This is a genomic window from Pseudomonas sp. Z2-11, from assembly GCF_054161305.1.
This window is the reverse complement of record NZ_CP096395.1, coordinates 6,150,159-6,162,423: the sequence shown is the minus strand read 5'-3', so window position 1 is coordinate 6,162,423 and position 12,265 is coordinate 6,150,159. Positions and strand designations below refer to the sequence as shown.

The following is a 12,265-nucleotide window of genomic DNA, read 5'->3' as shown; positions in this document are numbered from 1 at the left end:
GCCCATGGCCCGCTGGAGTACCGAACGCATCGTTGGCCTGCATGAACCGCGGGTCAATGAGCATCACGTCACGTCCACGGGCCTGCCCGCCGATAATCGCCTGCGGTTGCTCAGCTTCAACATCCAGGTGGGCATCAGCACCGAGCGCTACCGGCACTACCTGACCCGGGGCTGGCAACACCTGCTGCCGCACACCGGGCGAGCCGGCAACCTGCAAAAGATCGGCGACCTGCTGAAGGATTTCGACCTGGTCGCTTTGCAGGAAGCCGACGGCGGCAGCCTGCGCTCCGGCTACGTCAATCAGGTCGAACACCTCGCCCAACTGGGCGCGTTTCCTTATTGGTACCAGCAACTCAATCGCAACCTCGGTCGTCTCGGCCAGCACAGCAATGGCGTGCTGAGTCGTATGCGGCCCTGGGCGATCGAGGATCACCCGTTGCCGGGCCCCAAGGGGCGCGGAGCGATCCTGGCGCGTTTCGGCGAAGGTCCGGAGGCGCTGGTAGTGGTGATGATGCACCTGGCTCTCGGGGCTCGGACCCGAACCATGCAACTGGCCTACATTCGTGAGTTGATTGGCGGCTACAAGCACCAGATCCTGATGGGCGACATGAATACCCATGCCAATGACCTGTTGCAGACCTCACCGCTGCGCGACCTTGGCCTGCTCGCCCCGCAACTGGAGGCCACGTTTCCCAGCTGGCGCCCCCAGCGCTGCCTGGACCATATCCTGCTGAGCCCTACCTTGGCCCTCGAACGGTTCGAAGTGTTGGCCCAGCCCATTTCCGATCACCTGCCGGTTGCGGTCGAAATACGTTTGCCGGGTTCGCTCACGGCTGATGCATTTCCCGCGCTGAGTCCTGCCCCTCGCGGATCCGATGAATGAGCGACGACGCCGAACGCTGGAGAGAGAAATACCTCAAGAGCATCGAGCAACAGGAAAAGCTCGAGCGTCGCTGGGACGCCCGGCTCGACCTGCTGCGTCGTGGCCTGGTGCGCAGCACCCTGGCCGCCGAAGGCACCGATCGCGCGGTAGACCAGTGCATGAAAGAGATGCGCGAAGTGGTGCGCACCGATGACATGGACGCCGCCCTCGCCGCCCTGCTGCCGCGCCTGGAAAAAGCCGTACTCGATTCCGAGCAGCGCCGCGAGACCCGGGTAGAACAGATGAGCGCCGCGCTGACCGCCCTGGTCGCCCAGTTGCAAAAGCTGCCGCTGCCGAAGGACGTCAGCCGGCCCCTGAAGAAATTTTCCAAGCAACTGGAGACCCGGGTTGGCCAGGCCCGGGAAATCCCGTTGCTGCTCAGCGAGCTGAGCAGCCTGCAGGGCAAGGCGCTGGGTGCGCTGGACGCGCCCGACGAGCCGAGCCGTCCGGGCCTGCTGCAACGATTGTTCGGCGGCCATGGCCATGAAGAGCCGCTACCGTCGCCCGAGCCTGCCCAACCCGGCGCTACGCCTGAGCCGAAGGCGGTTATTTCGGCTCCTGCCGAGCCGACAGCCGAAGCGCCCTCCGCCGCACCTGAACCTGCGCCTGCACCTGAACTTCAACCTGAACCTGAACCTGAACCTGAACCGCTGGTCGAGCACGCCCCCACACCAGATGCGCCGCCAGCGCCGGTTGAGTCCCATGCTCCGGTCGACGAGCCTGCCCCGGCGTCCGCGCCAACATCGGTTGCCTCTGTTGCCCAGCCGACCGCCGAGCCGGCACCGATCGACCCTGAGCCCGCCGAGCCGGTACCGGCGCTCGACAATCCCGACGAACTGACGCCGGGTGAACCGCCGCTAGACGAGGCACCGATCGCCCCTGCGGAACCCGCCGAACCTGTGGCGCCTGAGGCATCCGCTGATCCCGATGAGACCCACTACGCCCTGCCCGACTCCCCGGAACCCTCCTACAGTTCGGTCGCCAGGCATATCGAAGATACCTTGCTGGGCCTGCTGGGCGACCTGACGCTGCCCGAGCGCCACCGCCCGCAAGCCGAGGCCATGCGCGAGCGCCTGCGAAACGGCTTGAACTGGTACGAATTGCTGCCGATCCTCGACGATCTGGCGGTCCTCATGCTGGCGATCACCGACAGCGGCCAGCATGAATTCGAAGCGTATCTGCAGCGACTCAACGATCGGCTGGAATCATTCCAGAGCACGTTGCAGGCCGCCAGCGAGGACCACGCCGATAACCTGTCCGCCTCCAGGGAAATGAACAACCAGATTCGCGAGCAGGTGGATGGCTTGCAGAGCAGCGTGCAGCAAGCCGACGACCTGGAAGGCCTCAAGCAGGTACTGGAGAATCATCTCGAAGGCCTGATCGGCACGATGGATCAGCATCAGAAGCAGCGTGACCAGCGTGAGAAGGAAGTTTCAGCCCGTCTGAAGAGCCTCGCCGAGCGCGTTGCACTGATGGAACAGGACGCCCTGATTGTCCGGGAGAACCTGGAAGAGCAACGGCAAAAAGCGCTCATCGATCCGCTCACCGGGCTGCCCAACCGTGCCGCCTGGACCGAGCGTCTCGAACATGAGGTCGAGCAGTGGCAGCGGCACGGCAACAGTCTGTTGATCGCCATGCTCGACCTCGATCATTTCAAGCGGATCAACGACAACTACGGTCATCTGGCCGGTGACCGAGTGCTCAAGCTGATTGCCTCGGTACTGCGCAAGCGCGTGCGCGGCAGTGATTTCATTGCCCGTTTCGGCGGTGAGGAGTTTGTCCTGCTGGTGCCAGACACGTCGCTTGCGGCAGGCGCCAAGCTGGCCGAGGCCTTGCGCGCCGCCATCGAAGCCTGTCCGTTCCACTTCAAGGGCGAGCCGGTCACGGTCACGGTATCCATGGGCATGACGGCGTTTAAGCCAGGCGAACACAGTGATCTGGTGCTGAAAAGAGCCGATCAGGCGCTATATCGAGCTAAAAGCGCTGGACGCAACCGGGTGGAGTTGGGCTAAGGCGCAACTTCCTTTTTGTAATATCCAATTACCGGTCGGATCAACACTGGGCGATACGTTACACTGTTGCATTATTTTCTTCGGGCATGTCCTCGCCATGAAATTTTTCCCGATCATTCTTTCGTTGATTGCCCTGGCCGGATGCGCCAGCGGCCCTCGGCTCGATACCAGCCATCCTTCCGTCAACCACGACAGCCGCATCCAGTTTGTGGTGGTTCATTACACTTCCGCCTCCCTGGAGCGCTCCCTGGCCCTGCTGACCCATGGCGAAGTCAGCGCCCATTACCTGATCGGCGACGATAAGGACGCTACCATCTACCAACTGGTGGATGAAAGCCGGCGCGCCTGGCATGCCGGGGAAAGCGAATGGCAGGGCCGAACCTGGCTCAACTCCAGCTCCATCGGTATCGAAATCGTCAATCAGGGCTATGTCGACACGCCTGAAGGACGGCGTTGGTACCCCTACAGCGAAGCCCAGGTGCAATCGTTGATTGTCCTGCTCAAGGACATCACCCGCCGTAACGGGATCAACCCGGTCAATATCATTGGCCACAGCGACATTGCCCCCATGCGTAAGCTGGATCCCGGGCCGCTGTTTCCCTGGAAACGCCTGGCACAAGCGGGCCTGGGTGTCTGGCCGGACGAAGGGGCCGTCGCGCGTCAACAGACGGCTTATGCGGGACAACTGCCCAGCGCCAGCTGGTTCCAGGCTGAACTGGCCCGCCTTGGCTACCCGACGCCACGGACCGGCGAGTGGGACGTCGCCACGCATCAGGTATTGGCCGCCTTCCAGATGCGCTACCGGCCAGGCCGTTTCGACGGCGCGCCGGACGCCCAAAGTGCGGCGATTTTGCAGGTGCTTAACCAGACAAAATAATGACGCTCGTCCGACTGATCGGGCCGAATCCAAAACAGCAGCTATAACTCATTGGTAACTTTCGGATTACCGATGATGACGGCTGCACGCGAAACCCTGCAGAGTTGGCTCCATCGCCCTATTTTTCTGGCGATGATGGCGGCTGCCCTGAGTACGGTGCTGCTGTTGGCCGGGAGCCTGTTTGTAGTGATGCAGCAAATCCAGCAGCGTGAAAGCGAGCAGATGAATGCCCAGGGCGAGCGTTTCCTGCAGCGGCTGGAACAGCTTTTCGGGCAGTTGCGCGAGAGTCTCGACGATTTGCAGGCGCAACCGCTGCGCGGCTGCAACGACGACATGATCGCCACGTTGCAGCAGGTGAGCTTCAACTACCGCTTTGTCTATGAGGCGGCTTATCTCGATGCCAACGGTGTCTGCTCGAATCGTCCGCGCCAGAGCGGTATGTCGTTGGTGCGTCCGCCCGATTTGCGCGGCCCGGCCTACAGCTACTGGCTCAACACCACCACCGAGCCCGACGAAAATCGCGCGGCGTTGATGTTGGGGCGCGGCAATTTTCGCGTCGCTACGTCCCGCGGGCACCTGACCGATGTCGTCGACCTGCCGCCCGGCAGCAGCCTGCTGGTGGTCCTGGACCATGGCGAGCGGGCGATTCCGGTGCTGGGCAGCGCGCAGCGTTGGCCTCCGACAGAGCCTTGGCCACTGAAAAGCCAACAGTCTCTGCAAGTGACCCAGACCCGGCTGATCTATCGGATGCCGACCGACAATCCGGAGTACCAATTGGTGCTCATTGCACCGCGCAACGGTCTGCGCATTCCGGCCAATGCCTGGTGGATGTTGCCCATCAGCCTGATGCTGGGGCTGGGGATCGGCTTCCAGGTCTTCCTGCTGGTGCGCCAGCGCCAGTCCATGGATGCCGAGTTGCACGGGGCTATCCGGCGGGGTGAGTTGCAGGTCTTGTACCAGCCAATCTTCGATCTGCACAGCCGCAACTGCGTCGGTGCCGAAGCGCTGCTGCGCTGGCGGCGGCCGGACGGCACGCTGACCAGTCCGGACCTGTTCATCCCGATGGCGGAAAATACCGGGCAGATACGCCAGATCACCGATTTCGTCTTGCAGCGGCTGTTCGACCAGTTGGGCCAGCTGTTACGGGCCAACCCGCACCTGTATATCTCGGTGAACCTGGCGGCGTGTGACGTGATGGTGCCGCGCATCGGCGAGGTGATTGCCCGCTTGCTGGCGCTGCATCGGGTGTCGGCGCGCCAGATAGCCTTTGAAGTGACCGAGCGCGGGCTGGTTGATGTGCTGGTTGCGAGGGATAATTTGCAGTCGCTGCGCGATGTCGGGCATCAGGTGCTGATCGATGACTTCGGCACCGGCTATTGCAGCCTCGCCTATCTGCAAACGCTGCCGGTTGATTGCCTGAAAATCGACAAGGCCTTCATCGATGCGCTGGGTCATGACGCCGCCAGCAGTGGCGTGGCCCCGCACATCATCCGCATGGCCCACGCCCTGGAACTCAAGGTGATCGCCGAAGGCATCGAGCATGAGGCCCAGGCGTCCTACCTGAGCAGTGAAGGCGTGAAGTTCGGCCAGGGCTGGTTGTTCGCCCATGCGCTCAGCGCGGTGCAGCTTATCGAATTGATTACACGCGGGCGGCGCCTGCTTGGACGGCGCCTGGACGACGAAGCCTGATGGCTCCTCAGACGGTCAGGGCCATGTAGAACTGAGTGCCCTGCCCTGGCCTGGAATAAACGCCCATGCGTCCGCCATGGAGCTGGACGATTTCCTTGCATAGCGCCAGACCGAGGCCGGCGCCGCCCTTTTTGCGCCCGACCTGGACGAAGGGTTCGAAGATGCGTCCTTGCTGGCCGTAGGCAATGCCCTCGCCATTATCTTCGACGCTGATGATCACCCGCTCGCCGTGGCGCCGGGCCTGCAGGCGGATCTGGCCGTCGCCGTTGGTGTGGCGCATCGCGTTGTCGATCAGATTGTCCAGGACCCGGTCCAGTTGCGCGGCATCGGCGTGCAGGCGCGGCAAGGGGCCCTGGATCTCCACGAGCAGCTCGATGCCCTTCTCTTGCGCCTGCTTGGCAAAGCGCATCCTGGCCGTTTCCAGCAGGTCTTCGATGGAGCAAGGCGCCAGGGTGAGCTTTTGCAGGCCATTCTGGTAGCGAGAAAAATTCAGCAGGTCGTTGATCAGCTGCATCAGCCGCTGCATTTCTTCGTTGACGGTGTTGAGCAGGTCCGCCTCGCGTGAATCTTCGGGAAAGTGCATGCGTTCCTGCAGTAGCCCGAACGCCATGTGCATGCCTGTCACCGGTGTGCGCAACTCGTGGGACGCACGCAAGACAAACTCGCTGCGTACCCGTTCGAAGGCGCGTTGTTCAGTGACATCGTGCAGGATCATCACCGCGCCGAGAATCTGGCCCTGGGTATGGATGACGGGCGTGAGGCTGTAAGTCAGCACCCGGGACTCTCCATCCACTTCGATGCTCAAGTCGTCCGGTGCGCGCTCCTGGGTGCCACCGCGCAGTACCAGTTGCAGCTCTTCATCCAGCTCGACGCGTCCCAGGGCCTCGCCCAAACCCTGGCCCAGGCGCTCCTCGTCCCAGCCCAGTTGACGCTGGGCCACCGGGTTGAGGTGTTCCAGGCGGCCCTGGCGGTCGATCATCAGCAAGCCGTCGTCGATGCTGTCGAGGACCGCTTGCAGGCGCTGCTGGCCGGCAAGCAATTCGTCCACATTGGTGGCCTGATGTTCCCGTAATGCCTGGGCCATGATGCCGAAGCGACGCGTCAGCAGGTTCAGTTCAGCCGCCGAGGAAACCGGCAAGGTCACTTCGAAATTGCCTTGGCCGATATCATCCGCCGCCGCGGCCAGGGCTTCGATCGGCGCACCGAAACGTCGGGCGATGCCGTGGGCGGTAATGAAACCGATGATCAGCACAGCCAATCCCACCAACCCCAGCAGACCGGAAATCAGCAACGCCCGGGCGCGGGCGCGGTCCTGGGTTTCGCTGATCTTGTTCAGGGCATGACGGTAGCCTTCGATCAACCCTCCGCGCAGCACGTTGAATTTTTGCGTCAGGTCCTGGATGCCAGTCAGTTGTGTCGGTTGCCGACGAGAGGCCTCGAAGGCCTCGAGGAAACTGAGGTAGTCGGCTTTCGCGCGACTGAAGCTGGTGGTCGATTCAGCCAATTGCTCCTCATGGGCAATGCCTTCATCCAACAACTCGAAATACTGCCGTTTGGATTGTTCCAGCACTGTCAGGTCGGGCTTTTCCTCCAGCATGATCATTAATTGATCACCGAGTGTCTGGCGCAGCTTGAGGCCCAGGTCCAGCAAGAAGAAGTTGTCACGCACCGATTGTTCCTGGGTATTGGCCATCTGCATGACGCTGACCAGGCCGAGCAGCAGCCCCAGCAACGCCACGGTAATCAGTGCCGATATACTGAGAAACAGCCGTGTGCGCAGCTTCATCGCCAGTTTCATAAGATGGCGCTCATAAGTTGTATTGCTTGCGTTTGCGATACAACGTGGAGGCGTCGATACCCAGGGTCTTTGCCGCCTGGTCCAGCGTGTCGGCGGTGGCCAGCACTGCGCCTATGTGGGCTTTCTCCAACTCGTCGAGGCTCAGCGCCGCGCCGATCCGCGGGGCGTTGTTGACCGGTTGTTCGGCCATGCCCAAATGGCTGATCTCGACTTTTTCCTGTGGGCAGATGATGCTGGCGCGCTCGACCACGTTGCGCAGTTCGCGGATGTTGCCGGGCCAGCGATAGCCCAGCAGCGCTTCGCGGGCCTCATCGCTGAAACCCCGGGCCGGGCGTGCGTATTCCTTGACGAAGCGCGCCAGGAAGCGATCGGCAAGGGTCAGGATATCTTCGGCCCGCTCGCGCAATGGCGGCAGGTGCAGGGTAATCACGTTCAGGCGATACAGCAGGTCCTCGCGAAAACGCCCGTCGCGCACCATGTCCTCGAGGTTGAGGTTGGTCGCCGCGAGAATCCGCACATCGGCACGGCGAGTGACCGGGTCACCCACTCGCTCGTATTCCTTGTCCTGAATGAAGCGCAACAACTTGGGCTGCAGTGCGAGGGGAAAGTCGCCGATCTCGTCGAGAAACAGCGTCCCGCCATCGGCCTGGTTGACGCGCCCCAGGGTACTTTCGCTGGCGCCGGTAAATGCGCCACGGCTGTGGCCGAACAGTTCGCTCTCCATCAGCTCGGTGGTCAGCGATGGGCAGTTGATGGTGACGCAGGATTTCTTCGCGCGTTTGCTCCAGCCATGAATGGCTCGCGCCAACTCGCCTTTACCAGTGCCGGACTCGCCAAGAATAAGAATGTTGGCGTCAGTGCTGGCGACCTGGCGGGCGGTTTCCAGCACCACTTTCATCGCCGGGCTATGGGAGTCGAGTCCGTCCTTGGGCTTGCGCACCTCGCCTTCGAGGGCTTCGAGTCGGGCGGACAGCTGGCGCACTTCCAACTGCTTGGCCGTTGCCAGGCGCAGTTGGTCAGGGCTGCACGGCTTGACCAGATAATCAGCGGCACCGGCCTGAATCGCGTCGACGGCGGTGTCCACCGCGGAATGCGCGGTAACGATGACGACGCGCATCCATGGCGCCTGGATGCGCATCTGCGCCAACACATCGAGGCCATTGTCCTCACCCAGGCGCAGATCCAGAAAACACAGGTCGAACACCTGGCGCTGCAGCAGGGCTTCGGCCTGGGCTGCGCTGTTGGCGGTAGCGACGGTATAGCCTTCGTCTTCCAGGCAATAACGGAAGGTACGCAGGATGGCGGACTCATCGTCTACCAGCAGAATGCGGCCTTGATGCTCAGTGGCGGATTCCATTTTTCCTACGCTCCTTAAAGAATGATGATGATTAGTGTCAGAAAAATCGGGCAAGTTGCATGGTCGATTCTGACTGAATATTACCCATCGAGCGTACGTGTGTGGACCATCGGTTCACAACAAACTGATTTTAAACCGGTTTTTCCCCGCCTCCGGGCTTCATACGTTTCGGCTCGCTCATTCCGACATCCATTTCCGACTTTCAATTCAAAAAGAATCTTACGCCTCTTCTGTGGGGAGTCGTGCAGAACGCACGACACTTGGCTGGGCCATCGTGCAGGATGCGCCCCGGCTAGTTTTTATTCTGTTAATAACATGTTGATTTTAAACGCTTTAATGCGCACTTTATTTCTGGCACGGCGGCTGCAATGTCCTAGTCAACGTGGCGTTTGAGCGCCTCAACCAGATCACCGCTAGGGTGGGGAGGAATTCCAGGATGAATCGTCAATGTGCCGCCCAATTTCGCATCAGCCCCCTGCATATCCAGCAGGGCCTGTGGGCTGTCGTCGCCCTGTTGATTACTCTCGTGGCCGGTCAGCAATTAATGCTCTGGCACGAAAGCCAACAGCCGGAAGCGCCGCTGGTATCGGTTCAACGAGCTCCCCAGACCCATTTCACTTCCGTCAGCAACCTCGCCGATGCAGCCGCTTCGATGCGCATGATGGAAGTTGACCAGGCGCAGACCGCCAACGACATGCCCCGTGAAGAACGCTGGGTCTTCTGACCCGCCGAACCGGCTGTCCGTTGTGTCGGAACCATTACCGCCAGACCCTAACTAAATAGAAAAGTGTAAGGAGAATCATCATGTTGAGCTGGGCAATTACCTTCCTGATCATTGCCATCATTGCTGCCGTACTGGGCTTCGGTGGTATCGCGGGCACCGCCACGGGCATCGCCAAGATTCTCTTTGTCGTGTTCCTGGTCATGTTCATCGCTTCGTTCTTCTTTGGCCGTCGCGGCCGAGGCTGACCATGAATCGGTCATTAAAAGGACTGGCCGCCGCCCTGCTTCTGGGCGGCAGCGCCATGGCAATGGCTGCCAATGATGGACAGATGCGGGTCAACCAAGTGCTTCAGGCGGATCCGCAGTACCGTGAGACCTGGCAGCAAGTGGTCAAAAAGGAGGAACGTCTGCCGGAGTGGGTCATGAACCTGACCGGTGTTTCCGAGCAGATGAACGCGGTCGAGGAGGACGGCGACAAATATCTGGTCGGCCCCTTGTGCGAAACCCAGGATACCTGCCGCAGTAAGCGCCTGTTCGTTGCTTTCAGCTTCGACAAGGACGAGGCCTACGCATTGTTGGTAGAGGTCCCCGCTGGACTGCCGGCCGACAAGTCGCCAACCCGCCATGCGGACTATCGCTTTCTCGGCAACCCCGACGAAGGTATGCAGGAAATGTTGATGGAACAGCTCAAGAAAGATCCGAATTGGTACTGACTTGAAAACAAGGAAGACAGCCATGTCTTTCTTTCTGCGAGGCCCGAGGAGGGCCGTCGCATGACCAGGGGGCTGGGACGTTCTGACCATTGAAGGTCGGAGTGACCTACGGGCACAAGGGGTGCCTGCGAAAGGGCCGGGTCAGGTAAAAAGCTGCGACGCAAGTTCGCAAAGCCACCTTGGCTTTAGCGAACTTGCGGAGAGCTTGAGCTGCTAACCGTTGTGCTAGAGCGGTTGCTCCCTTCCCGCTAGAGTCGTCGCATGTGTTGCGGCGTATTGCCTCGCCAAATTCCTTCCTCCACTGATACCTGACCGTATATCGGAGAGCGCCCGTGGCATTTTCATGATCAACGCAGGCTCGATGCGCTGTCCTTTCATCGCCTTCCGCGCAAGCCAGGTTGAGTCCGGCTACGCTGAAATGGCCGGTCCACGGCAGTTATACCCGCATAAATGGCGTCTTCGAACCGGCTGGGACGCGCGTTTCATTCGCGTAATCTCATGCCGATTCGGCATAGGGTAGGCGTTTACGGCATTAGACGATCCCCCCTTGCATCGCAATAGTTGCGCCTTTTTTCGCCTGCCAGTGAGCCGCCGTGGCCGCTCGGGGCAACCTTATACGGGGGCAGAGGACACGAATTGCGATCGTCTACGCTGATCGGTTCATGTCACTGCCCGAGTCAAACTGAAGTAAGGGTAATGATATGAAGAAGGCACGACTAAGCCTCGCCTGGCAGATCCTCATCGGTCTGGTGCTCGGGATTGCAATCGGTGCGCTGCTCAACCACTTCAGTGCCGAGAAGGCCTGGTGGATCAGCAATGTGCTGCAACCGGCGGGCGATATCTTTATCCGTCTGATCAAGATGATCGTGATACCGATCGTGATCTCTTCGCTGATCGTCGGTATTGCTGGCGTGGGTGACGCCAAGAAACTGGGGCGCATCGGTTTCAAGACGATTGTCTACTTCGAAATCGTTACTACCATTGCCATCGTCGTTGGCCTGTTGCTGGCCAACTTCTTCCAGCCGGGCAGTGGCATCGACATGAGCACCCTGGGCACGGTGGATATTTCCAAGTACCAGGCCACCGCCGCCGAAGTCCAGCATGAACATGCGTTCATCGAGACCATCCTCAACCTGATTCCGTCGAACATCTTCGCGGCGGTTGCCCGCGGCGAGATGCTGCCGATCATTTTCTTCTCCGTCCTGTTCGGCCTCGGTTTGTCGAGCTTGCAAGCGGATCTGCGCGACCCGCTGGTGAAGATGTTCCAGGGCGTGTCGGAGAGCATGTTCAAGGTCACTCACATGATCATGAATTACGCCCCGATCGGCGTGTTCGCGCTGATCGCGGTGACTGTCGCCAACTTCGGTTTCGCCTCCCTGCTGCCATTGGCGAAACTGGTGATCCTGGTTTATGTCGCCATCGCCTTCTTCGCTTTTGTGGTGCTGGGCCTGATCGCGCGCTTGTTCGGCTTTTCGGTGATCAAGCTGATGCGCATCTTCAAGGATGAGCTGGTGCTGGCTTATTCCACCGCCAGTTCCGAAACCGTGCTGCCGCGCGTGATCGAGAAGATGGAAGCGTACGGCGCGCCGAAAGCTATCTGCAGCTTCGTGGTTCCTACCGGTTACTCGTTCAACCTCGATGGCTCGACGCTGTACCAGAGCATCGCGGCGATTTTCATCGCGCAGTTGTATGGCATCGACCTGTCGATCAGCCAGCAGTTGCTGCTGGTGCTGACCCTGATGGTCACCTCCAAAGGCATCGCCGGCGTGCCGGGCGTCTCCTTCGTGGTTCTGCTGGCGACACTCGGCAGCGTGGGTATTCCGCTGGAAGGCCTGGCGTTCATTGCCGGTGTCGACCGCATCATGGACATGGCCCGTACCGCGCTGAACGTCATCGGCAACGCCTTGGCCGTGCTGGTCATTTCCCGCTGGGAAGGCATGTATGACGATGCCAAGGGCCAGCGCTACTGGAACTCCCTGCCGCACTGGCGCAGCAAGGAGCCGCTGCCGGCGGGGGAAACTTCCAGCCGTTGAAAACGCCTTCGCGAGCAGGCTCGCTCCCACAGGTGGTTGGGGTTGTTGCAGTATCTCAGCCAGCACAGGTCCAATGTGGGAGCGAGCCTGCTCGCGAAGATCGCGGTACTTGATGATGCCAACCAGACCCCGGAGAAATCC

At 60.7% G+C, this 12,265-nt stretch carries 10 protein-coding genes; 8 read left to right on the top strand and 2 right to left on the bottom strand.

What is annotated here, in order from left to right; all coding sequences use genetic code 11:
- Positions 1 to 4: 4 nt before the first annotated feature.
- The 4 genes from M1E16_RS27610 to M1E16_RS27595 all read left to right on the top strand — a co-directional run bounded on the left by M1E16_RS27610 (position 5) and on the right by M1E16_RS27595 (position 5,500).
- Entirely contained in the window at positions 5 to 883 is an 879-nt protein-coding gene (locus M1E16_RS27610; protein ID WP_458128864.1) for an endonuclease/exonuclease/phosphatase family protein, read from the top strand.
- On the top strand, positions 880 to 2,934 hold the full coding sequence (locus M1E16_RS27605) for a diguanylate cyclase (protein WP_458128863.1): 2,055 nt from the start codon (positions 880 to 882) through the stop codon (positions 2,932 to 2,934). Before M1E16_RS27610 ends, M1E16_RS27605 begins: the two co-directional genes overlap by 4 nt.
- Before the next feature lie 97 nt (positions 2,935 to 3,031).
- Positions 3,032 to 3,811, top strand: a complete 780-nt coding sequence (locus M1E16_RS27600) for an N-acetylmuramoyl-L-alanine amidase (RefSeq protein ID WP_434654568.1) — start codon at positions 3,032 to 3,034, stop codon at positions 3,809 to 3,811.
- Positions 3,812 to 3,886: 75 nt separating this feature from the next.
- Positions 3,887 to 5,500: an EAL domain-containing protein gene (locus M1E16_RS27595; RefSeq protein WP_434658363.1), complete on the top strand. Its 1,614-nt coding sequence runs from the start codon at positions 3,887 to 3,889 to the stop codon at positions 5,498 to 5,500.
- A 7-nt stretch (positions 5,501 to 5,507) separates the two neighbouring features.
- Here M1E16_RS27595 and M1E16_RS27590 read toward each other — a convergent pair whose 3' ends face one another.
- Together M1E16_RS27590 and algB are read right to left on the bottom strand one after the other, a co-directional pair.
- Entirely contained in the window at positions 5,508 to 7,298 is a 1,791-nt protein-coding gene (locus tag M1E16_RS27590) for an ATP-binding protein (protein ID WP_434696362.1), read from the bottom strand.
- Positions 7,299 to 7,308: 10 nt separating this feature from the next.
- A complete protein-coding gene (gene algB / locus M1E16_RS27585; RefSeq protein WP_458128862.1) occupies positions 7,309 to 8,655 on the bottom strand; it encodes a sigma-54-dependent response regulator transcription factor AlgB in 1,347 nt (448 codons plus the stop codon).
- A gap of 436 nt (positions 8,656 to 9,091) precedes the next feature.
- Here algB and M1E16_RS27580 point away from each other — a divergent pair, with 436 nt between their 5' ends.
- The 4 genes from M1E16_RS27580 (at position 9,092) to gltP (ending at position 12,124) form a co-directional block, all read left to right on the top strand.
- On the top strand, positions 9,092 to 9,379 hold the full coding sequence (locus M1E16_RS27580; protein ID WP_434570762.1) for a hypothetical protein: 288 nt from the start codon (positions 9,092 to 9,094) through the stop codon (positions 9,377 to 9,379).
- Between the two features lie 80 nt (positions 9,380 to 9,459).
- Positions 9,460 to 9,624 carry a DUF1328 domain-containing protein gene (locus tag M1E16_RS27575; protein ID WP_003177151.1) on the top strand — a complete coding sequence of 55 codons (165 nt, stop codon included), beginning with the start codon at positions 9,460 to 9,462 and terminating at the stop codon, positions 9,622 to 9,624.
- Positions 9,625 to 9,626: 2 nt separating this feature from the next.
- A complete protein-coding gene (locus tag M1E16_RS27570; RefSeq protein ID WP_434602322.1) occupies positions 9,627 to 10,091 on the top strand; it encodes an inhibitor of vertebrate lysozyme family protein in 465 nt (154 codons plus the stop codon).
- Positions 10,092 to 10,792: 701 nt separating this feature from the next.
- Positions 10,793 to 12,124 carry a glutamate/aspartate:proton symporter GltP gene (gene gltP, locus M1E16_RS27565; protein ID WP_434654574.1) on the top strand — a complete coding sequence of 444 codons (1,332 nt, stop codon included), beginning with the start codon at positions 10,793 to 10,795 and terminating at the stop codon, positions 12,122 to 12,124.
- Positions 12,125 to 12,265: the final 141 nt, after the last annotated feature.